The organism is Aeromonas veronii, assembly GCF_040215105.1.
Lineage (GTDB): Bacteria > Pseudomonadota > Gammaproteobacteria > Enterobacterales > Aeromonadaceae > Aeromonas > Aeromonas veronii_G.
In genome coordinates, this window is the sequence record NZ_CP157875.1 from 2760361 (window position 1) to 2782910 (window position 22550).

The 22550-nt window shown below is 63.2% G+C and carries 17 protein-coding genes; 2 read left to right on the plus strand and 15 right to left on the minus strand.

Annotated features, from left to right (window positions below; genetic code table 11):
- Nucleotides 1–35: 35 nt before the first annotated feature.
- The 3 genes from hppD to ABNP46_RS12800 all read right to left on the minus strand — a co-directional run bounded on the left by hppD (nt 36) and on the right by ABNP46_RS12800 (nt 2755).
- Nucleotides 36–1154: a 4-hydroxyphenylpyruvate dioxygenase gene (hppD, locus tag ABNP46_RS12790; RefSeq protein ID WP_349918259.1), complete on the minus strand. Its 1119-nt coding sequence runs from the start codon at nt 1152–1154 to the stop codon at nt 36–38.
- 264 nt (nt 1155–1418) lie between these two features.
- Complete coding sequence (locus tag ABNP46_RS12795; protein WP_349918260.1) at nt 1419–2099, minus strand: haloacid dehalogenase-like hydrolase; 681 nt, start codon at nt 2097–2099, stop codon at nt 1419–1421.
- Nucleotides 2096–2755 carry a TIGR01621 family pseudouridine synthase gene (locus tag ABNP46_RS12800; RefSeq protein WP_349918261.1) on the minus strand — a complete coding sequence of 220 codons (660 nt, stop codon included), beginning with the start codon at nt 2753–2755 and terminating at the stop codon, nt 2096–2098. Before ABNP46_RS12800 ends, ABNP46_RS12795 begins: the two co-directional genes overlap by 4 nt.
- Nucleotides 2756–2843: 88 nt before the next feature.
- Here ABNP46_RS12800 and ABNP46_RS12805 point away from each other — a divergent pair, with 88 nt between their 5' ends.
- On the plus strand, nt 2844–4430 hold the full coding sequence (locus ABNP46_RS12805; RefSeq protein ID WP_349918262.1) for an ABC transporter substrate-binding protein: 1587 nt from the start codon (nt 2844–2846) through the stop codon (nt 4428–4430).
- 69 nt (nt 4431–4499) lie between these two features.
- On the opposite strand, the gene ABNP46_RS12810 is transcribed toward ABNP46_RS12805, so the two are convergent.
- The 3 genes from ABNP46_RS12810 to ABNP46_RS12820 form a co-directional block, all read right to left on the minus strand.
- Nucleotides 4500–6053, minus strand: coding sequence for a methyl-accepting chemotaxis protein (locus tag ABNP46_RS12810; protein ID WP_349918263.1), 1554 nt, complete (start codon nt 6051–6053; stop codon nt 4500–4502).
- Nucleotides 6054–6173: 120 nt separating this feature from the next.
- Nucleotides 6174–7853 (minus strand): fatty acid--CoA ligase, encoded by a 1680-nt coding sequence (locus tag ABNP46_RS12815; protein ID WP_349918264.1) that lies wholly within the window; start codon nt 7851–7853, stop codon nt 6174–6176.
- Nucleotides 7854–7904: 51 nt separating this feature from the next.
- Nucleotides 7905–8480 carry an RBBP9/YdeN family alpha/beta hydrolase gene (locus ABNP46_RS12820; RefSeq protein WP_349918265.1) on the minus strand — a complete coding sequence of 192 codons (576 nt, stop codon included), beginning with the start codon at nt 8478–8480 and terminating at the stop codon, nt 7905–7907.
- Nucleotides 8481–8756: 276 nt separating this feature from the next.
- On the opposite strand from ABNP46_RS12820, the gene ABNP46_RS12825 reads away from it, so the two are divergent.
- Nucleotides 8757–9809 carry an AraC family transcriptional regulator gene (locus ABNP46_RS12825; RefSeq protein ID WP_349918266.1) on the plus strand — a complete coding sequence of 351 codons (1053 nt, stop codon included), beginning with the start codon at nt 8757–8759 and terminating at the stop codon, nt 9807–9809.
- Nucleotides 9810–10053: 244 nt separating this feature from the next.
- Here the strand turns inward: ABNP46_RS12825 and ABNP46_RS12830 are convergent, their stop codons facing one another.
- From ABNP46_RS12830 to ABNP46_RS12870, 9 genes are all read right to left on the minus strand, one after another.
- Nucleotides 10054–12588, minus strand: a complete 2535-nt coding sequence (locus tag ABNP46_RS12830; protein WP_349918267.1) for an efflux RND transporter permease subunit — start codon at nt 12586–12588, stop codon at nt 10054–10056.
- A gap of 52 nt (nt 12589–12640) precedes the next feature.
- Complete coding sequence (locus tag ABNP46_RS12835) at nt 12641–13717, minus strand: WD40/YVTN/BNR-like repeat-containing protein (protein WP_349918269.1); 1077 nt, start codon at nt 13715–13717, stop codon at nt 12641–12643.
- A gap of 98 nt (nt 13718–13815) precedes the next feature.
- A complete protein-coding gene (locus ABNP46_RS12840) occupies nt 13816–15174 on the minus strand; it encodes a DUF1329 domain-containing protein (protein ID WP_349918270.1) in 1359 nt (452 codons plus the stop codon).
- Nucleotides 15175–15202: 28 nt separating this feature from the next.
- On the minus strand, nt 15203–17125 hold the full coding sequence (locus ABNP46_RS12845; protein ID WP_349918271.1) for a DUF1302 domain-containing protein: 1923 nt from the start codon (nt 17123–17125) through the stop codon (nt 15203–15205).
- A 515-nt stretch (nt 17126–17640) separates the two neighbouring features.
- The gene (locus ABNP46_RS12850; protein ID WP_349918272.1) at nt 17641–18270 is read right to left on the minus strand and encodes a CoA transferase subunit B; all 630 of its coding nucleotides are present in this window, start codon (nt 18268–18270) and stop codon (nt 17641–17643) included.
- A 95-nt stretch (nt 18271–18365) separates the two neighbouring features.
- Entirely contained in the window at nt 18366–19067 is a 702-nt protein-coding gene (locus tag ABNP46_RS12855; RefSeq protein ID WP_349918274.1) for a CoA transferase subunit A, read from the minus strand.
- Between the two features lie 78 nt (nt 19068–19145).
- Nucleotides 19146–20165 (minus strand): YeiH family protein, encoded by a 1020-nt coding sequence (locus tag ABNP46_RS12860; RefSeq protein ID WP_349918275.1) that lies wholly within the window; start codon nt 20163–20165, stop codon nt 19146–19148.
- Nucleotides 20153–21157 carry a DsbA family protein gene (locus ABNP46_RS12865; RefSeq protein WP_349918277.1) on the minus strand — a complete coding sequence of 335 codons (1005 nt, stop codon included), beginning with the start codon at nt 21155–21157 and terminating at the stop codon, nt 20153–20155. Before ABNP46_RS12865 ends, ABNP46_RS12860 begins: the two co-directional genes overlap by 13 nt.
- A complete protein-coding gene (locus ABNP46_RS12870) occupies nt 21154–22488 on the minus strand; it encodes an MFS transporter (protein WP_349918278.1) in 1335 nt (444 codons plus the stop codon). Before ABNP46_RS12870 ends, ABNP46_RS12865 begins: the two co-directional genes overlap by 4 nt.
- Nucleotides 22489–22550 lie beyond the last annotated feature (62 nt).

Genomic DNA, 22550 nt, shown 5'->3' on the forward strand with positions numbered 1-22550 from the left:
GGCAACCTCCTGCCCGGATGTGAACAAGGTGGCAATTACGCATCGTGCAACTCTCCGTCCTTCTCGCCGTGGAGCACCCCCCGGCGGATCTGATCCAGCTCGATGGATTCGAACAGTGCCTGGAAGTTCCCCTCACCGAACCCCTCGTTACCCTTTCGCTGGATGATCTCGAAAAACACGGGGCCGATGACGGTGTCGGTGAAGATCTGCAGCAGTATGCCGTCCTTGGTCGGTGAACCATCGATGAGGATGCGCAGCTCACTCAAGGCCGCCAGATCCTCCTGATGGCCGGCGACCCGGCTGTTCACCCCTTCGTAATAAGTATCCGGCGTAGGCATGAAGCCGGTTCCCCGCCCTCTGAGCGTGCGGATGGTGTGGTAGATGTCGCTGGAGGCCATGGCAATGTGCTGGATCCCCTCCCCCTTGTACTGGCGCAGGTACTCCTCGATCTGGGACTTGTCATCGGCGGATTCATTGATGGGAATGCGGATCTTGCCGCAAGGGGCCGTCATGGCGCGGGAATGCAGGCCGGTCAGCTTGCCCTCGATATCGAAGTAGCGAATTTCGCGGAAGTTGCCGATCCGCTCGTAGAAGTTCGACCAGACGTCCATGTTGCCGCGTTGCACGTTGTGGGTCAGGTGATCGATCTCATAGAGGCCGGCGTCCACCTCCGCCATGCGGGCCTGCCAATCGGGGTAAAACACAAAGTCTACGTCGTAGATGGAGCCCCGCTCGCCGTAGCGGTCCACAAACGACAGGGTACTCTCGCCGATGCCGTAGATGGCGGGGATATTGAGCTCCATGGGGCCTATCTTGCCCACAAACGGCTTGGCCCCCTTGGCGATGGCATACTGCTGGGCGCGGCCCGCATCACTCACCCGAAACGCCATGCCGCAGACGCTCGGCCCGTGCAGGCTGGCAAACTGCTCCGCCTGGGAGTGGGGTTCGGCGTTGACCACGAAGTTGATATCCCCCTGGCGATAGAGCCAGCACTGCTTGTGCTTGTGCTGCGCCACCTCGGCAAAGCCCAACGAGACGAACAGTGCCTTGAGGGCGGCGATGCCCTTGGCATCCGGCGCCGTGTATTCCACGAATTCGAAACCGTCGGTGCCGAGGGGATTGATGGTCTGGGTAGGGGAGGAAGAGGTGGTCATGCTGCGCTCCTTGCGACGGCCCCATGGCCGTGTGCCGATGATGAATGAAACCCGATTGAGGAGGCTGGCATCAGGACACCAGGTCCCTCAATCACGAATTGTTAATACCTTGTTTCATTAGAGGCAGGAGCCGGGCAGAAGAGAAGAGGCGGTTTGCAGATAGTTTTCCGGACAGACGCCGAGAAAGATGTAAACAAGCTGTGACATCACAAGCGCAACCTTGTGGATCCCCTCTCAGGGACCCACAGGGCTGTCAGCTTTGCCTTACAGGGACCAGGATTTGGGCTCTATTCGAGGAATGCTTGCCCGTGCAGCGTGCAATTGTGCCGGCGTCGGATTGATAAGCCAGGCCCGCTCCCCCAGCGCCAGCAGCGGCAGATCGTGCAGGCTGTCGCTCAAGGTGAGAGAGGGTTTGAGCGCCCGGATCTCGGGCAGGATCTTGTGCTGGCCGTGACAGTAAAAGCCGGGCACCAGGCCACCCCGGCGATAACGCATGCGGGAACCCAGTATGCGGTGAGGTAAATGACCGGGGAGCTGGCGATGGAGCTGTGCCCGCACCAGGGCCTGAGGGCTTGCCGAGATCACCCAGCAGCGATCCCCCTGTGCCATCAGCAGGGTCCGCGCCTCTTTGTAGAGGCCGGGCCGGGTACGGCAATAGTCACGTACCAGAGCGCGCCAGCCAAGGGGCGAGAGCCCGAGGGTGATGGCCCACCAGATGAGGGCGATCCCCAGGCGCCGCGGGTTTGACAACACTTGACCGGGCAACAGGTAGATGAGACCGCCAAGACCGATGACCGGCAGCAGCAACAGGGGCCAGCGGCGGCGATAGAGGATGTAGCGCAGCAGACCCGCGTGGCTGTCATCGGGTGCCAGGGTGTCGTCAAAATCCGCCAGGATCCACCCTGTTTGCGGCCACTCAGCCTCCACCCCGGACGCGTGGCTCATGGCACCAGTCCAGCGAGGGTGTCGTGCAGCTCTGACAGCATAAACCACTGCCCTTCATCCGGTTGACAGACGAAATCATATGCCTCTTCCCCCAGAGAGAAGGAAAGACGCCAGGCGTGCAGATAACCGCGATCCGCGGCGGTACCGCCGTAACGCTCATCCCCGAGGATGGGGGCGCCGATGCTCTTCAGGGCGACCCGGATCTGGTGGGTCTTGCCGGTCTGGGGCTTGATGCGATAGAGCCGCAGCCCCTCCCGCACCGATGCCGAATCGAACCAGCTGATGGCGGGATTGTCCTGACTGCGGGCCAGCATCCAGCTGCCACCACGCCCTTTTTGCATGTCCCCCTTGACCCAGCCCTGTTTCTTCTTCGGTTTTCTGTCTGACAGCGCCAGATATTGCTTGCTCACCCGCCGCTCGGCGAAGGCCATGCTCAGCGCCCGATTCACTTCCGGGGTCCGGGCCAGCAACAAGAGCCCCGAGGTCATCTTGTCGAGCCGATGCACCGGATAGAGCTCCAACCCGGTGTCGGCACGCACCCGGCTGACCAGCCCCTGATGGATCAGCCCCTCCTCCCCGGCTTCATCATGCATGCCAAGGCCTGGCCCTTTATTCACGACAATAAAATCTTTCTGCTGCGAGAGTATGCGGTACATTCAGAACCCTTTAGAATCAATCCATCAATAAGAAAAAAAACGGCCCACAGGCCACACCCCATAGACCTTCAGCACAAGAATCGCACGGATGACGAGACACTTGCTTTGGCTGCTACTGCTCCTGGCTGGCCACGCAGCTCCTTTACGGGCCAGCGATCAGGCCGACAAACCTCCCGATCGGGTGGTGCTGCAACTGCGCTGGCTCCACCAACCCCAGTTTGTGGGTTATCACATGGCCAAGGCCAAGGGCTACTACGCCGACGCCGGCCTGGATGTAGAGATAAGACCGGGCGGCAAGGGCATCAGCCCGATGGAGGAGGTGTTGACCGGGCGTGCCGACTTCGGGGTGGGCAACACCGAAGTCCTCACCGGTTATGCCAAGGGAGAGCCCCTGCTGGCCCTTGCCTGCGTCTACCAGCACTCCCCTTCCGTGTTTCTGGCCCGCCGTGACAGCGGCATTCTCACCGTTGCCGACATGCGGGGCAAACGGATCATGATGTTTCCCGGTCATCAGGATGCCGAGCTGATGGCCACCCTTTACTACCAGGGGCTGCACGAGCGCGAACTCATCCCCGTTCCCACCTCGGTGAACATCGACGACCTCATCACCGGCAAGATAGATATCTTCAACGCCTATATCAGCAACGAGCCCTTCTATCTGGAGGAGCGCGGCATCCCGGTCTCTGTCATCAACCCGCGCAACTACGGCATCGACTTTTACAGCGATATCCTCTTCACCACCCAGGCCCAGGAGCGGGCCAATCCGGACCGGGTGGAGCGCTTCAGAGCTGCCAGCCTCAAGGGGTGGCGCTATGCCCTCTCCCACCCGCAGGAGGCCATCGCCCTGCTGCGTCATGAATACGGCGTTCACCGCAGTCAGGCCCACATGGAATTCGAGCTGCAGATGAGCAAGGAGATGATACAGCCGCTCTATGTGGAGATCGGGTATATGAACCCGGATCGCTTCACCCACATCATGAATCAGCTCGCGGAGATAGGCCTCATCAAGCAACCTCTGCCCCTGAATGGCTTCCTCTATCAGGTTCCCTCCCAGCAGTGGGCTTTCTGGCGCCCCTGGTTCTTGCTGAGCCTGGGGGTCGGCGTCGTCATCATGCTGCTGGCCATCTACCTCTTCGTCAGCAACAAGCGTCTCAACCGGGAGGTGGCCCTGCGCAAGCAGCGGGAGCAGGAGATACTGCAGCTCGCCCGGCGCGATCCCCTGACCGGCCTGCCCAATCGCCTCTGTCTGATGGAGCAGCTGGAGCGGCAGATCCGCCACCCAGCCCCGGGCTGCCTGCTGTTTTGCGATCTCGACAACTTCAAGCAGGTCAATGACAGCTATGGTCACAGCTACGGGGATGCCCTGCTCTGCCAGCTGACGGAGCGGATCTCCCGCCACCTGATGCACACCCCCTTCTTCGCCAGGCTGGCGGGCGATGAGTTCGTCCTCCTGCTGCCAGATCATGACCCGACCCAGGCCGAAGCGGTGGCCGAGGGAATACGGCGGGTGATCCTCGCTCCCTTCGAGGTCTATGGTCAATCCCTCTCGGTCGGCATCAGCGTCGGCGTCAGCGCCTACGAGTGCGACTGGAGCGCGGAGCAGTGGCTGATCAACGCCGATCAGGCCATGTATGACGACAAGGGGACGATGCGGCGACTGGGCGTCCTGGGTTGAGCGCCCTGATCCCGTCAATGCAGCGAGGCCACCCCGGGGTGGCCTCGCTGTCTATTGGCAATCGCGGATTCAACCGAAGGTTTGTCCCAGCGATTTGAGCTGACGCGCCTTGGTGAGCAGGATATCGCTCGAGGCGTCCATGTCCTGCATCTTGTTGCTGTTGGTGTGAGAGTGCTGGGAGATGAGGTTGACGTTCTGGCTGATGTCTTCGACCACCGCCTGCTGCTGCTCCGCCGCCGCCGAGATCTGGGTCGACAGATCCACCACCTGCTCAATCTCCGCCAGCACCTGATGCAGGCTCTGGGATCCCTGACGGGTCAGGGTCACGCAGGACTGGGTCTGCGCCAGGTTCTGCTGCATCATCCCCTTCCAGCCGTTGAGGGTGCGCTGGATCTGGCCGATGCAGCCCTGGATCTGCTCGGTCGCCTTGTGGGTACGGGTAGAGAGGGTACGCACCTCATCGGCCACCACTGCAAAGCCCCGCCCCTGCTCGCCCGCTCGCGCCGCCTCGATGGCAGCATTCAGGGCCAGCAGATTGGTCTGATCCGCGATGCCCTGGATTTCGCTCATCAACACGCCGATGCGATCGGACTCCTCCGCCAGGGCCACCGCCGCCGTGAAGGCATGCTCGGCCTGGGTGGCCAGTTCGGTAACCCGCTGCTGGGTATCCTCCAGTTGCTTGTCCGTGTGCTGGCAATGCACCTTGGCCTGGGCAATCTGGTTGTCCGTCTCCTGAATGTTGCGAGCTATCTCGTGGGCGGTGGCCGCCATTTCGGTGATGGCGGTGGCTACCTGCTGGGTCTGGATGTCCTGCTCGGCGATGTCGGCACTCGCCTCGCTGGAGGCTGTCTTGAGGTGTGTCGCCAAATCCTGCAACGACAGGGTGGCATCGTCCACCCGGCCGAGCACGGTCCGGATCCTCGCCTGCAACAGCTTGATGTGAAAATCGGCGATGGCGCTGGGATCCTTGCCCGAGTAGATGAGTCGGGTCAGGCTGTCATACTCCTCGGTCAACTGCTTGAGGTAGCGGGGAGTGGTGAACATCTCGTGGCGATAGAGGAGTCCGAACCACAGCAGTGGCAACAGCATGAACAGCGGCCCATAGCTTCCCATCAGGTAGGCCCCGGCCGCCAGCATCAGCAAGAGGCCGACGATGGCCACGCCGTGACGGGTCGCCCCCAGGGAGAGGCCCGCCTTGCGCCCCCCTCCTTCCACCGCCTTCAGCCCTGCATAAGTGCGCGCCGCAATGCGCTTGAGCTCAGGGTCGGCCCGGTTGCGCACCGACTGATAGCCGTTGATCCGTCCCTGCTCGAAGATGGGGGTGACATAGGCATCCACCCAGTAGTAGCGGCCATCCTTGCAGCGGTTCTTCACCATGCCCCGCCAGGGCTTGCCCTGCTTCAACTTCCCCCAGAGATCGGCGAAGGCTGCCTTGGGCATATCCGGATGCCGCACCATGTTGTGGTGCTGGCCAACCATCTCTCCCCGACTGTATCCCGCCACCCGGCAGAAATGATCATTGGCATAGGTGATCACCCCCTGCAGATCCGTGGTGGAAACCAATTGTTCATTGGCGGGAAAATCCACTTCTTCGTCGACAAGATGAACCTGTTGCTTAGCCATGGGCACGCCTCTTATGTAATGACTCAATGAGCGTAGTCAAGCCCCTTTGAGTCAGACAATGGGGCACCTCAAACATTGGCGAGGCCTGAGGTGCTCTGTGGCAATTTTATGATGTGGTACTCATTTTGAGCTCAAATCATGACAGTGCAACTGCTCGCGGATGAGTTTTTTGTTCACCTTGCCGACGCTGGTCTTGGGGATCTCATGGACGATGCAGACCTGCTGCGGGATGGCCCACTTGTTGATCCGCCCCCGTTCAACGAACCCTTGCAGGTGCACTTTGATGGCTTCAGGCTCCAGGAAGCGGCCCTCCTTGCCCACCACCAATGCCAGGGGACGCTCTCCCCACTGCTCATCCGGCACTCCCACCACGGCCACCGCATGCACGTCGGGGTGAGCGCTGATGAGATTCTCCAGCGCCAGTGAGCTTATCCACTCCCCCCCTGTCTTGATCACATCCTTGATGCGGTCCTTGATCTCCACCGTCCCGCCCGGGGTGATGGAAGCCATGTCTCCGGTGTGCAGCCAGCCCCCTTCCCACAGCTCTGCCCCCTTGGCCGGTTCATTCAAATAGCCCTGGGTCAACCAGGGGGCACGCACCACTATCTCGCCCATGGTCACCCCGTCGTGTACCACCTCCTGACCCTGCTCATCGATGATACGCAGATCCACCAGGGGGATGGGGGTGCCGGTGCGGGTCCGCAACCCGATCTGTTCCTCCATGGGCAGGGCCAGCTCTTCCTGCGTCAGATGCACCACACAGAGCAGCGGACAGGTCTCCGACATGCCGTAACCAGCCTGGATCCGGATCCCCTGCCGATGGGCCTGGGTGGCGAGCCCGAGGGGCAGCGCGCTGCCCCCCAGCAACATTTTCCACCCCTGCAGCGAGGTGTGCTTCGCCTCCTCGCAGTCGAGGATCATCTGCAAGATGGTAGGCACGCAGTGGGAGAAGGTCACCCCTTCGTCCCGGTAGAGGCGTACCAGCTTGTTCGGCTCATAACGACCCGGGTAGACCTGCTTCACCCCCAGCATGGTGGCCGCATAGGGGAAGCCCCAGGCGTGCACGTGAAACATGGGAGTAATGGGCATGTAGACATCGTCCGAGCAGAGGAGAGACTGGCCCGCATGGGCCGCCAGGGTCAGCTCGTTCAGGGTATGCAGTACCAGTTGGCGGTGACTGAAGTAGACCCCCTTGGGATCCCCCGTGGTGCCCGTGGTATAGAAAAGGGTCGCCACCGAGTGCTCATCGAAATCCGGGAAATCAAACCGGCTGTCCGCTTCGGCCAGCAGGGCCTCGTACTCCCCGAGCAGCGGCAAACTGCTTTGGACCTGTTCCCCATCGGTCAGCCGGATGTAACCCCGTACCGTGGGCAGTGAACGCTGGATATCGGCCAGCATGGGCAGGAAGTCGTCGTGCACCAGCACCAGGTGATCTTCGGCATGGACCATGGTGTAGGCGATCTGCGCGGGCGAGAGGCGCACGTTGACCGTGTGCAGCACGGCGCCAATCATGGGTACCGCGAAGAAGCACTCGAGAGAGCGGTGGCTGTCCCAGTCCAGCAGGGCCACCGTGTCGCCGGGTCCCACGCCCGCCGCCGTCAGCAGATTGGCAAGGCGATGGATCCGCTGATTCAGCGTGCGATAGTCATAACGCAGACGGTCTGCGTAGACGATCTCCTGCTCGGGGTAATAACGCACGCCCGACAACAGCAGGCTCTTGATCAGCAGCGGATAGGCATGGGCTCCCTGCGCAGGGCTTATGATCCGGGTCTTCACCATCTTCACTCCTTGTAGATGCATGTTCACGTCCGGGTGGACGGGGAAACTCGGTTCCCTTGTCGATATGGATGATCAGGCGTCAAGACGCGCCAGCAACGTCCTGGCCAGGGGCCAGGGGCCGAAACCGCTGGCCGGATTGATATGCCCAACGGCCCCGGCATCCACAAGCTCGCTCCCCCACTCCCCGGCGAGGGTACGAACAGCCGCCACACTCGCCAGTGGATCATTCTGGCTCATGACCATCAGACTCGGGAACGGCAACCGAGCCCGTGGCAGTGGCTGCCAGCCACCGGCCTCCATGGCCTCGGGGCTGGGGTATTGAGCGGGCCAGCTGGCATCCAGATCCGGTGGCGTTACCAGCAGGGCACTTGCGATGGCATGGGCTTTATCAGCATATTTCGCTGCCCAGTGTGCCACCATCAGCACACCTGCGCTGTGAGCCACCAGGATCACGGGACCCTCTATGGCGGCCAGCGCCTGCGCTATGGCCTCGACCCTGGCCTGGCAGCTGAGTCGGTCCTCTGTCAGGGGCGGCACTGTGGCCACCTTGTCCAGGCTGGCGGCGAGCCGCGTTTGCCAGTGATCCTCCACGTGATCCCGCAGGCCCGGCACGATCAGCACGGTCGCCTTGGGTTGCCATTGCTTCATCTCTGTCCCTTATACCGGTGCCCGGCGATGGCCGGGCAGTCATGAGAGCCACACTAAATCTCCCGGTTGCAAGCTGCTTTACCTTGGATGCCATGGACTTGTCTTTTTACGACAGGGACAGGTTGGCAGCAGAAATGACAGATATCAGGGGGGACAGCTGAAACCTACGACTATTGATGACTAACAATACAGTTAATAGGGCTTCCCACCATGTAAATGAAATGATAAAAAACAGTTAACAACCAGCAGATGAGCCGTCGCCATGGGAACTGCATCATGACCCTTCTAGCCAGAGCCGCTACCCTCACCAATTATCTCGACGTCGCCCGCCAATTGGGCCTCAACACCCCCAACCTGTTGTCACAAGCCGGCCTCAGCGCCTCCATACTGGATGTCCCCAATCAACGCATCCCGGTCGCGACTGTGGTCAATCTGCTTGAGCTGTCGGCACGCACCGGCGGTTGTCAGAGCCTGGGACTGCGCATGGCGGAGCATCGCCAACTGTCGGACTTTGGCGAGGTGAGCCTCTTGCTCAGCTACCAGCCCAACCTGCGCGAAGCCTTGCAGGTGATGGTGCAATACATCCACCTGTTCAATAACGCCCTGGCCATCTTCATCGAGGAGGCGGGCAAGACGGTCATCATTCGCGAAGAGATCATCACGGATGCCCCCATGCCCTCGCGCCAGGCCACCGAGCTCGCGGTCGGCGTCATGTTCCGCTTCTGCGCCTCCCAGGTCGGGGTTGGGGCGAACTGGCACCCCATCAGCGTCAACTTCACTCACGCGGCGCCGGCGGATCTCTCCATCCACAAACGCCTGTTCGGCTGCAAGCTGGAGTTTGGCAGCGAGTTCAACGGCATCGTCTGCCAGTCTACGGATCTGGATATTCCCAACCCCCTGGCGAACCAGGCCATGGCCCGCCACGCGCGCCAGTACCTCGATACCCTCATGGTGGAAACCCAGCAATCCCTGCTGACCGACGTGCGCAAGGCCATCTACCTGCTGCTGCCCATGGGGCGTGCCACCATAGAGCAAATCGCCCGCACCCTCGGCATGAACGTGCGCACCCTGCAGCGCCATCTGGAAGAGAGCGGCGCTACCTTCAGCGAGCTCATCAACGACGTGCGCCGCGATCTGGTGATGCGCTACCTGCAAAACTCGGGATATTCCCTTGGCCACATCGCCGACATGCTGGGGTACTCCATGCCAAGCTCCTTCACTCGCTGGTTCAATGCCCAGTTCGGCATGCCGCCCGCCACCTGGCGCTCGCGCAACAAGATAGTGCCCAAGCTGGCCCAGAGCGCCCATACCAGCCTGGCTTACGGCTAAACACCCTTCCCCTTTGCCAGACGCACAGAGGGAGGCATCAAGCCTCCCTCTGTGCCCTTCGCTTTTCAAGGCTCGCTACCCGTCATCGACCCCACACGAAGGGGAGACGATGAAGGGCGCATCGCGACCCCGCATGCATTCCCTTTTCCACCCGGTCTGATTTCCATCCAGCCTGGCCCCTTGGATAGCGCCCAAAAAAAGAGGGAGGCATCAGCCTCCCTCTTGGTTCTCAGCTTGCCGCCCGTCAGCGGGCATCGGCTGGCAACGGCTCCGCCACCATCCTCCCTTGTGGCGCGCTGGCATCGGCGCTCCCACGGGGCGCCGAAGCTTGTTCTCCGACCTCTGCCTGGGTGGGTCGGGTGCCACGCAGCAGGAAGTAGGAGAGCGCCGGCACCCCGATCAGCGCTCCCAGCATGTTCCACAGGAACATGAAGGTGAGCAGGATCCCCATGTCAGCCTGGAACTTAATGGGCGACCAGGCCCAGCCCACCACACCGGCGGCCAGGGTGATGCCCACCAGCCCCACCACCCGGCCGGTGAAGGCCACGGCGTTGCGGTAAGACTCCACCAGGGAGAGGCCCTGGCGCTGGTAGTGCAGCTGCACGCTCAGCAGGTAGAGCGCGTAGTCCACACCGATCCCGACCCCGAGGGCGATCACCGGCAGGGTCGCCACCTTGACGCCGATGCCCATGAATACCATCAGCGCCTCGCACAGTACCGAGGTGAGCATCAGGGGCACCAGGGCCACCACGGTCGCCCGCCAGCTACGGAAGGTGATGAGGCAGAAGATGGTCACCGCCAGGTAGACATAGAGCAGCATGGTGCGGCTCGCTGCGTGCACCACCTCATTGGTGGCGGCCTCGATGCCGGCGCTACCCGCGGCGAGCAGGAACTGGCGATCCGCCGTGCTGTTGTCGCGGGCAAACTGGTCGGCGATGGCCACCACGCCGCTCAGGGTCTCGGCCTTGTGATCTTTCAGGTAAGCGATCACCGGCATCAGGGAGCAGTCGGTGTTGAACAGCTCCGGGCTGTTGACCGAGGCCTGCTGGGCAGCGTAGTTCAGCACGTTCTGGTTGCGCTGTATGCTGGCGAGCTTGGGGTTGCCCTCATAGGTGCCGGCGGTGATCTGGCGCACCGCGTTGACCAACGAGGTGGTGGCCTGCACCCCGGGGTGCTGCTGCAGCTCCCAGCCCAGACGATCCGCCAGGATCAGGGTCTGGTAGTCAAGGCACCCCTCCGGCGCCGTCTTGACCATGACAGCAAACAGGTCGCTCGAGAGCGCATAATGGCCTGTGATGTAGCCGTTGTCCTTGTTGTAGCGCGAATCGGCCCGCAGCTCGGGGGCCCCGCTGTCCAGATCGCCGACTTTCAGGTTCAGGCTCACCAAGTAGCCGCCGATCCCCATGGCCAGCCCCAGCACCACCACGACGGTGGCCCACTTGCGCTCGGTGTAGCAGTCCAGCAGATCCCAGAGCCTGCCGAAGCCCTTGTGGGCGGCGGCGTTGTTCTCCATTCGCAGGGCCCGCTCGGCGGCCTTGCGCCCCACCCCCACATAGGATAGGGCCACCGGCATCAGCAAGAGGGAGGTGAAGATGAGCACGGCCACGCCGATGCTGGCGGTGATGGCGAGATCCTGGATGACGGGGATGTCAATGAGCATCAGCACCGCGAAACCCACCGCATCGGCGAGCAGCGCCGTGACCCCGGCCAGGAACAGGCGACGGAAGGTGTAACGGGCGGCAACCTGACGGTGGGTGCCGCGGGCAATGTCCTGCATGATGCCATTCATCTTCTGGGCCGCATGGGAGACCCCGATGGCGAAGATGAGGAAGGGCACCAGCACGGAATAGGGATCGATGGCGTAGCCGAGCCAGGCGACGAGGCCGAGCTGCCACACCACGGCGATCAGCGAACAACCTACCACCAGCAGGGTGCTGCGCACGCAGCGGGTGTAGAGGAAGATGATGACCAGCGACGTCGCCACCGCCAGGGCAAAGAACAGGATCACCTGGATGAGGCCATCGATGAGATCCCCCACCAGCTTGGCAAAACCGATGACCCGGATCTTGTACTTGCCCGTTCCCTCCTCCCCCGCCTGGTGAGGCTTGCCATCGAACTCAATCTGGTCGCGCAACTGCTCGATGCGCTGGGAGAAGTCGTGATAGTTGAGGGGTTGGCCCGTGGCCGATGCCTTGTCCAAGAGCGGCACTATCAGCATGCTGGACTTGAAATCGCTCGCCACCAGGCTGCCGACGATGCCGGCCCGGTTGATGTTCTGGCGCAGCTGTTCGATATCGGCAGATGTGCCCTGATAGGCATCCGGCATCACGGGGCCACCCTGGAAGCCCTCCTCGGTCACCTCGGTCCAGCGCACCGCCGGGCTCCAGAGGGACTTCATCCAGGCCCGGTCGACCCCTTCGGTGAGGAACAGTTCGTCGTTGACCCGCTTGAGCACGCCGAGGTAGTCGGGGTCGAAGATGTCTCCCTGGGTATTCTCCACCACCACCCGCACCGCGTTGCCGAGGCCGCGCAGGGACTGGCGATTTTCCAGGAAGTTTTTGATGTAGGGCTGACTCTGGGGGATCATCTTCTCGAAGCTGGGTCTAAGCTCCAGCCTCGTGGTCGCCATATAGCCCAGCACCAGGGTCGCCAGCGTCATCAGCAGCATGAACAGGGGTCTGTGGTTGAACACCAGCCGCTCCAGCAGGTTGCCGGAGCGCCGATCGAAATCCGCCAGTTCGCGGATCACCGGCATCGCATCTTGCTTCACATGGCTCATATCTGGGTACTCTCTCGTTATTGTTATCCGGCCCCCCTTAGGCAGCCGTCCATCATTTGATAGCCAGGGTACGCACGCCGCGGCTGCCCACCAGCGCCAGGGTGCCGTCTTGCGTCAGGGCCGCCCCCGCCACAGGGGAAGGCTCGCTCTGGGGAACCAGCTGCAGCGGCTGATTGCCGTCGACCCGAAGCAGATGGCCCGCCTGGGTGAACAGGCGCACCTGACCGCTACCGTCTTGCACCGCCGCGCTGATGCTGATGGGCAAGGGGCTCGCGAGCCGGGTCCAGCTCGCCCCCTCATCCGTGCTGCGATAGACGTGGCCGCGCAGGCCATAGACGATCACCTGGTTGTCCTGGCCGATGAGACCAAAGAAGCTGCCCGCGTAGGGGGATGACAGGGCCAGGAAGCGCTGCTGCCCCTCATCCCATTTGCGCAGCAAACCCTGCTCGCCGGCGAGATAGAGGCCGCTGCCCGCCCGGGCGATGGCATTGAGGTGCAACCCCTGCGGGTTGTCGGTGCGATCCTGCATCGGCGTCCAATGCTGGCCGCCATCGTCGGTACGCAGGATCAGGTTGAACACCCCGACAACGTAGCCCACCCGCTCGTCCTGGAACCAGACGCCGAGCAAGGGCTTGTCCGCCCCCTCCTCCACCAGCCGTTGCCCTTCCTCCACCAGCTGGGGCCAGAGCTCGCTCCGGGGTTCTGCCTTGGCCAGCGCCGAGTAATGATTAAGCACCAGCTCGCCTATCTGGCGACCATCCAGCTGTTTCTGCCAGCTGGCGCCGCCATCCTGGCTGCCCAGCACCACCCCATCGCCCCCCACGGCCCAGCCGTGCAGCGGGCTGGGGAAGACGACGGCGGTGAGATCCACACTCACCGGCACGCGAGCCTGCTGCCAGCGTTGCCCCTCGTTGTCGGAGTAGAGGATGTGACCGCGTTGCCCCACCGCCACCAGCCGGTTGCCCGCCCTGGCCAGACTCAGCAGTGGGCTGTGCTCGGCCAGGGGGCTGGCTTTCGCCGGCAAGTCCAGTACGTCCACATAGTCGGCCGCCTGCCCCGTCATCGCTCCGGCGCTCTGCATCAGCAGGGCGCAGCACATCAGTGGCGCCAACGTCTTGAATGAACCCATACCACGTCCTTGTCTTGAGCTGCGTCCGGGTACATGAGCCCAGGCGCCGACATCGGCGAGCCCGGTTCGCCAATGACGAACCGGGCTCCCGTGACTGCTTAGCGGATCCCGGCACCAGCCAGGGACTCCGGCGACCACTTCGCCTTGGAGAGCGAAGCGCCGTAATGGATGCCGCCGTATGGCCCTACCACGCCGTTGATGTTGTAGGTGCCCGCCACCAGGTCATAGATCATGAAAGGGGTGGCATCCGGGGTCTGCTTGTCGTAGCTCTGGCTCAGGAACGCGAAGGAGCCGCGATAGAGCTGACCACGGGCGTCGTACTGATCCGAGGCCAGGGCCACCCAGCTGTCTTCATCCAGGTAGAAGCGGCGCTTGGCGTAGATGTGTCGCTCGCCGGCCTTGAGGGTTCCCTCCACCACCCAGACCCTGTGTTTCTCCCAGCGCACCTGATCCGGCGAGAGGAAGTTCGGGGTGGTCAGGGCCTTGGCGTCGGGCTGATAGGTGAGCTTGTAGGTGTTGTAGGGAACGATCATCTCCTGCTTGCCTACCAGCTTCCAATCGAAGCGGTCCAGGGCCCCGTTGAAGACGAAGACGTCGTCATAGGTGCCGGCCCCCGAGGTGCCCGGGTTCGGGGTATCGTAAGCCAGATTCGGCGCCAGCTTGACCCGGCGCTGCCCCGGCAAGTATTGCCAGGCCTTGCGCGGCTGCTCAAGGGGGTTGGCGGCATCGCGCAGCATGATGGCCTCACCGGCGCGGCGCGCCGGCCCCGTGTAGTAGAGCTTCATCTGGTAGTAGGTATCCTTGGCCGAGATGGGCTTGCTCATGTCCTCGTAGATGGCGTAGTTGATGAACGCCTGCCCCGTGGTGGAAAGGGCCGCCACCCCGGCGGAGTCCACGTTCCAGGAGTCATATTTGGTGGCGATGTTCACCCCCTGGTAGCGCAGCAGGAAGTTCCACATGGCCTCTGCCCCCGTCTTGGGGATGGGGAAGGGGATACCCGGCAGCACCTTGTCCACCGCCATTCCCCCTTCCAGGGTCTTGGCATTCAGGGCGTTTTGCCTGGTGTTGTCCAGCACAGCCTGGGGCAGCGCCACGCTGCGGTGGGTCGGGTAGACATCGACGCGAAAATCCGGGAAGCGCTTGATCAGCTCCGCCGTGGTGGCGGTCAACAGCTCCTTGTACTGCCCCTCGTTCTTGCCGTTGATCACCAGCAGAGGTTTGTCGCCGGCGTAAGGATCCGGGCGCATGCTGTCACCGGCCTTGAACCCGGCAGGGGGCGTGGTCAGGCCGCCGCTGTAGGCGGGGATGCTGCCATCGGCATTGGCCGCCGCCTCGGCGCCTATCTGGGTCAGATTGCTGCCAAGTTGCTGGGCTTCGCTGGTCGAGACGGCAGCCAGGGCCTGGCCCGCGAGGGCCAGAGTCAAAGAGGCGGCCAACAGGGTCTTGTTCAGGTTCATATCTCGTTCTCCGATGCACTCGCGTGACTCAATAAGTGGTCTTGAGGGTCAGGTAGACGGCGCCCCTGTCTTCCGTGGTGGCACCGCCTCCCGAGAAGGAGGCATAACCGCCGGCGTAACAGGTGTTGCGCTGGGTGGCATCCAGGGCGTTGGGGGTGGAACCGTCGGTGGCGCCGTCGTTGCACTCGGCAGATTTACCGAAGGAGTCCACGTACTTCAGGTCGACGAAGTACTGGTTGTAAATGGTGGCGCCGAGGCCAACCGCGTAGTTGCCGGTGTCTTCCGCCCCGCCCCCCTGCACGGGGGAGATCCCGCTCAGGCCGAGGTTGACGGAGAGCGGCATGCTCATGTCGACACCGGGGAAAACCTGATACCAGATCGGGGTGAAGTTGAGGGCCAGGCCCCAGTTGTCCCGGGTCGACTTGTCGAGTCCCTGATAACTCTCTTCCCCCTTGTAGAGCGCCTTGTTGTGCTCATCGAGGTGCAGGAGGTTGCTGTAGTAGAGCTCCGAAAGCAGCACGGCGGAGTCGAACAATGGGGTGTCGGCGATGGTCATCAGGCCGTTGATGGTCCAGTGCAGGGTGTCACCGGTGGCGCTGTAGCCATCGCTGCCATCCACCAGGGTCCCCGTGTTGGCATGGCGCGGTGGCAAGGCACCGAAACCGCTGGCCAGGCTGTCCGCACCGGTGGCGCTCAGCAGGGCCGGGATGCTGGAGAGCGGCATGTTATGGCGATAGTTCAAATCGCTGCCCACGCTCACCCCAGCCACATCTTTGGACAGGCTAAGGCCAACAATGTCGATGTTTTCACCGTAAGCGAAGCTGTAGCTCGCCGTATCCACTGAGTTGCGCAGGGTCGGTATGCCTCTGAGCCCCTGTCCGCCGGTGTTCAGACCCCTGGCATCCAGCACCGCCTGGGGCAGGATGTCGGCGGTGCGGCGATAGTAGGCCCCCAGGGTGGCGTCCAGCGCCTCGGGGGACCACTTGGTCATGATGCCCCAGTCGCCGTGCTTGCCAGGCTCTATGTCCTCGCCGCGGCGGATGTTGCTCAGAGTGCCGTTCGGTCCGGCCAGACCCGGTCCGCCGGTGTGGCCCAGCAGGAAGGACTGGGCGCCAAAGCCCACCAGATCGGAGCCGCCGTAATAGGTGCCGGCTTCCGGCAATCGGGCCGCGTTCCAGTCCAGAAAATACTGGGCCGCGAAGGTCCACTCGGGATTGAGCGTGAAGGAGGCGGAGATCTGGTTGCGGGGCACAAACAGCTCTTTCGCCTCCGTGCCGGGGGATGCCGCCAGCTTGGCGAGATCCAGACCGGACTGGCCATAGCTCACCGAGTGCACAGGGCTCAGCAGTGTCTCCCCCCAGAAGATGTTGTGCTGACCTATCTTGACCCCGAGCAGGGACTCGTCACCTAGCTCCATGTTGTGGAACACGAAGGCATCGAGGATCTCGCCGGAGGGGCCGTGGTAGTAGCGGTCGGCGTAGTCGCTCAGGTGCGCACTGCCGAACATGGCGGGCGCCGCGGGTCTGCCCGCCCAGCCGGCGATGCCGGAACGCTCGTCGTTGCCATTGATGAAGGGATTCTCATCGGCGCCCACGCCGCTGTAGGCGTAGTCATACCAGCTGGCGGCGCTGATGCGAAAACCGGTGTTGCCCTTGTTCACCACGTCGAGCTCGGTCAGCAGATCGAAGCGGGTGGTGACGGTATCGCCGGCGTCCTTGAAGTTGTAATCCCCGTCGTTGTTGTTCGGGGTGGCGAGCATGCGGGCGTCCGCACTCTCTGTGCGCATGCCGTAGTTGAATTTGCCGGTGTTGTCGAAGCGCACGGACCACTCTTCGCTGCCCGTGTCTATTTCCACCGCCTGAACGCTTGGCATGAGGACGGCCGCGATGGCCGTCGCCAGCAGGCTGACGCGCAATGCGCCAGCGCCATGACTCGTGTGCTTGTAATCCATTACAGTCTCTCCGAGTGTCATCTTTTGTTATTTGTTGTTGGTGTTGCTCTGTTTAATCGCCGTTTCCGTTGGCTTGATGGTGTTGCTCGGCTGCTTGCCTGGCGGTTGTGCCAGTGTCGGCGCTTCCCTTGGGGATGAGGGGGCGCTCTGTTTGCCTCCTCCCCTTGCGGGTGATTCCCCCGGGTGCGCTCTGTGTTGTTGCTACCGACTCTACGGCCAGCCCGGCCCCCCTGCTTGCCATTGAACGTCAGTCACTTTTCATTTGATGACAGGCGTTGGCGGCGCCGAAAAACGGGGATGAAAGGGGTGCCGGATGGCCTCCATCGAGGGATAAACAGGTTCGGCAAGGGACGATGACGAGGGTGTGGCGCGGATTGTCAGCGCCTCTGGGGCCAAGACCCGACAAGGAGCAAAACCCGGCAAGATGGCTGGGCGGAATAAATAAAAGCGGCGAAGCAGGCCCAGGCGCCTTCACTTCGCCGTGAAAATGGCCGACGAGTCAGCCTACACGCGATTTAGCGGCAGATGCGACAGCCGGTAGCGGCCTGCAGCTGCTCGAAGTCGATGCCGGGGGCCAGCTCCGCCAGTTTGAGGCCATTTGGGGTCACATCCAGCACGGCGAAATCGCTGATGATGCGGCTCACCACCCCGACTCCGGTCAGGGGCAGGTTGCACCACTCCAAGATCTTGTGCTCCCCGTTCCTGGCGCAGTGCTCCATCAGCACCACCACCCGCTTGACCCCGGCCACCAGATCCATGGCCCCCCCCATCCCCTTGACCAGCTTGCCCGGGATCATCCAGTTGGCGAGATCCCCGCGCTCGGACACCTGCATGGCGCCGAGCAGCGCCAGGTTGATGTGACCGCCGCGGATCATGGCGAAACTCTCGGCGCTGTCGAAGAAACTGCTGCCGGGCAAGGTGGTGATGGTCTGCTTGCCGGCGTTGATGAGATCCGGATCCAGCTCCTCTTCGCTCGGGAAGGGGCCGATGCCGAGCAGGCCGTTCTCGCTTTGCAGCCACACCTCCATACCGTCGGGAATATAGTTGGCCACCAGGGTTGGCAAGCCTATGCCGAGGTTCACGTAGAAGCCGTCCTGCAACTCCTCTGCGGCGCGCTGCGCCATCTCTTCACGGGTCCAGGCCATGTTATCTGCTCCTCAGCGCACGATGTTGAAAACAGGAAGTCACTGGCAACGCCTGTGTGATGCACAGCGCCATCTTTTCACGGATCAAAACCATCTTATTTCTGCTCCATGACGGTGCGCACTTCGATGCGTTTCTTGGGATTGGGGTTGAGCACCAGCCGCTGCACATAAATGCCGGGCAGGTGGATCTCGTCCGGGGCCAGCTCGCCCACCTCGACTATCTCCTCCACCTCGGCGACGCAGACCCGGCCCGCCTTGGCGCAAAGCGGATTGAAGTTGCGGGCCGTCTTGTTGAACATCAGGTTGCCCGCCTTGTCGGCCCTGGCGCCCTTGATGATGGCGAGATCCGCGGTGAGCGAGCGCTCCATCACATACCAGTCCCCATCGAACTGACGGGTCTCCTTGCCCTCGGCAATCTGGGTCCCGTAACCGGTGCGGGTGAAGAAGGCCGGGATGCCGGCGCCGCCCGCTCTGAGCTTCTCGGCGAGCGTCCCCTGGGGGGTGAACTCCAGCTCCAGCTCCCCGGCGAGATACTGGCGCTCGAACTCCTTGTTGCCCCCCACGTAGGAGGAGATCATCTTCTTGATCTGGCGGCTGTGGAGCAGCGGCCCCAAGCCGAACTCATCCACCCCGCAGTTGTTGCTGATGATGGTGAAGCCGCGCTTGCCGCTCTCCTTAAGCGCCGCGATGAGCTGCTCCGGGATGCCGCACAGGCCAAAGCCCCCCGATGCGATGGTGATGTCGTCCTGCACCAGATCGCCGAGGGCGGCCCGGGCGCTGGGATATAACTTGTTCATAGATTCCTCTCTGGCTAATCCGTTGGCCATTCAGCGTCGATGCGTCCCCAGGGGCGTCATCGCGCACTCGTCACCGTCCTAAGGCTTGATCCCCCAGTGCATCAACAGCAGCACCAGGGCGGCGAGAAACACCGTCTCCCCCACCATCAGCAGGATGGGTTTGATGCCCACCGCCGCCAGCTCCCTGAGCTGGGTCTTCATGCCGATGGCGGCGATGGCGATCACCAGGCACCAGCGCGACAGATCATTGACCCCGCTCTGGACCATGGCGGGTACCCAGCCCGTGCTGTTGATGCAGGCCAGCACCAGGAAACCCACCGCAAACAGGGGCAACAGGGGTGGCCGCTTGCCGGAGGCGGGATCCGCCCCCTGCATCCGGGTGATCATGGCCGCCACCAGGATCACTGGCAGCAGCATGGCGACCCGCATCAGCTTGACCACGGTGGCCACATCTCCGGTCTCGGTGGACATGCTGTAGCCCGCCCCCACCACCTGGGCCACGTCGTGGATGGTGGCACCGAGGAAGACCCCCGACTCCACCGGGGACAGCTCGAAGAAGCGGGCGATCATGGGATAGGTGATCATCGCCAGCGTCGAGAGCACAGAGACCCCGATCACCGTGAACAGGGTGGCCCGCTCTTTTTGCGGGTGATGGGGCAGGGAGGCGGCCAGAGCCAGGGCAGCGGAGGCGCCGCAGATCGCCGTGGCGCCGCCGGTCAGCATGCCGAACAGGCGCTGGAAGCCCATCAGCCTGGCGGCGACGACGGAGAGACTGATGGTGACCACCACTAGCGTCACTACCAGGATCACCGGCATCCAGCCGAGTTCGGCTATCTGTCCCAGGGTGATGCGCATGCCGAGCAGGGCGACGCCGATGCGCAAGACGCTGCGCGCCGTGAACTCGATGCCTGCCTTGCAGCTCCCCTCGCCGCTGAGGAAGTTCAGCGCCATGCCAAGCAACAGGGCAAACAGCAGCACGGGGGCACCGTAGTGCTCGGCCAGGAAGGTGGCGGCCGCGGCCACCACCAGGCTGATGGTCATGCCGGGGGCCAGCTCGCGCACCCGGGCGAAGCGATCCGGCAGGGCTAGGGCGTGCATGAGAGGCTCTCCTCGGGTGTCAGGACGATGAAGAGGCGATCCCCTTCCCGCTCCACCGGGTAGCGGCCGACCCTGAGCTGGGTCGAACCCTGCAGGAAACCGGTGCGCAGGTTGAAGCGCAGGCCATGGGCGCGGCACTGTATGGTCTCCCCCTCCAGCTTGCCGCCGCACAGGGAGGCGCCCTGATGAGGGCAGCTGTCATCGATGGCATGAAACTCGCCGTCGATGTTGAACAGCACCAGGCTCTTGCCCTCCCCTTCGATGAGAACGCGCTGACCGGAAGCAGGCACCCGGCCGACCGGCACTTCGAGACGCGCTTTTTCCTGTGCCCGGCACTCCTCGGCCGCCACCGCCAGGCGCAGGCTGGCGAGCAGTTTCTCCACCGGCTGGGCACCGGAGAGGGTCATTCCCCCTCCCATCACGAAGCTGGGAACCCCTTGGCTGGCGGGCCCCTCGGCTATCCCTGAGAAGGGGCTGCCATCCCCGTGCAAGCAGCTGACCAGGGCCTCCAGCGCAAATCCGGCCTGCTCGGCCAAATCCAGCAGCAGATTCCCATCCCCCAGGTCCCTTCCTTGCAGGAAGTGACTGGCGAACAGCGATTCGAGCAGTGTTTCCTGCTGCTGCGGGGTGCCCAACTGGCAGGCCCGTTGCCACAGGCGATGGACATCGGCGGTGTTTGGCATGCGCGGGATCTTGTCAAAGTCCAGACCCCCCCCCACGGTCGCCGCGGCCTGCTGCACCTGGGCCTGGCGCAGCCGCACCGCGGGCTCGCTACCGAGGCGTCGCAGATAAAACCCGTGGAAATCCTCCCCCTGCAGTGGCAGATAGGGCAGCAGTTGCACCCCATGCCAGCGCAGCTCAACCCGCAACTCGGGTCGCTCGACCCGCAGCCGGGCCAGAGCCTCATCCAGCTGGCGCTTGCCGATCAGGCACCAGGGACAGATGAAATCGAAATAGACATCGACTCTCAGGGTTTGCAGGGAACGGCTCATGCCCTGACCTCCGTGTGGCCTTCGTTGAGGACGGGATCGGGGACGATGGACGGGGAGGACTCCCCTTCCAGCCTTGCCACGTCCTTGTGGTAGTGGCGCCTGGCGTAGAGAAAGACCATGGCCGCCGCGATGCTGATGATGGGCACCAGCCGGAAGGCGTTGTCCAGACCGATGTGATCGGACACCTTGCCGGTGATGAAGGGGCCAGGCGCCAGGCCGAGCAGGTTGTTGGCGAGCGTCAGGGTGGCAAAGGCGGTACCGTGCACGCTGGCGTGGGTGAGGTTCGCCACCATGGCGCCGGCGGGGCCCGAAGTGCCGGTGGCGATGAACATGCCAAGGCAGATCAGCACCAGCTGGGGCAGGCCGAACGGCAGGGCGAACGCCAGGGACAAGAGGGCGCAGCTGCCGATGCAGTAACCGATGGCGAGGCTGATTTTGCGATCCGGCCGGGCCTTGCACAGCCGATCGCTCAGCATGCCGCACAGGATCATGCCGGCGCCGCTGCACAGCACTATGATGGCGGCCGCCGCCCCTGCCTTGTCGGTCTCCATGCCGTAATAGCGGTTGAGGTAGCTCGGCATCCAGACGATGACGGTGCCGCCGACAAACAGCTGCAAGCCGCTGCCCACATAGGCCGAGATCACCGAGCGGCTGGAATAGAGGCTGCGCAAGGGATTGCGTCCCCCGGCCGCCCCCTTGGCGCCACGGCAAGGAGTCGAGATGCGCGACTCTTTCACCACCAGGGGGTAGAGGGCCGCCAGCAGCAGACCGAACAGGGCCATGCCGGCGAAGGCCCAGCGCCAGCCGAGCCAGTGGGCCAGCAAGCCTCCGCTGGCCATGCCGAGCACAGAGCCAAACAAGCCGCCGGAGATGAAGGCGCCGGAGAGGGTGGCGCGCATCTCCCGCGGGAAGACGGAGACCACCACGGCGATGCCGACGCTGCCGTAGGCGGCCTCCCCCACCCCCACCAGGAAGCGGGCGATGAACATCTGCTCGTAGTTCTGGGCCAGGGCGCAGCCCAGGGTCGCCAGACTCCAGAGCGCGGCCATCAGGGCCAGGCTCTTCACCCGGCCGAAACGGTCTGCCAGCAAGGAGAGCGGAAAGGTGAGCAACCCGACCATGAGCGCCACGATGCCGCTCAGCAGGCCGAGCTGGGTGTCCGAGAGCACCCACTCCCCCTTGAGCATGGGGAAGACGGCGTTGAGCACCTGGCGCGACATGTAGTCGGAAATGAGCAGGCCGAAGGTCAGTGCAAACACTATCCAGGCGTAGCGACGGGGCACGGCAACCTCACCGGCCGGAGCGCCCTCATCGATATGATACGTAGCCATACAATCCCTCGCGCTACAACAGATTGGGTTGGAACCCGGTCTAGGTACCGACGGCCGGAGCC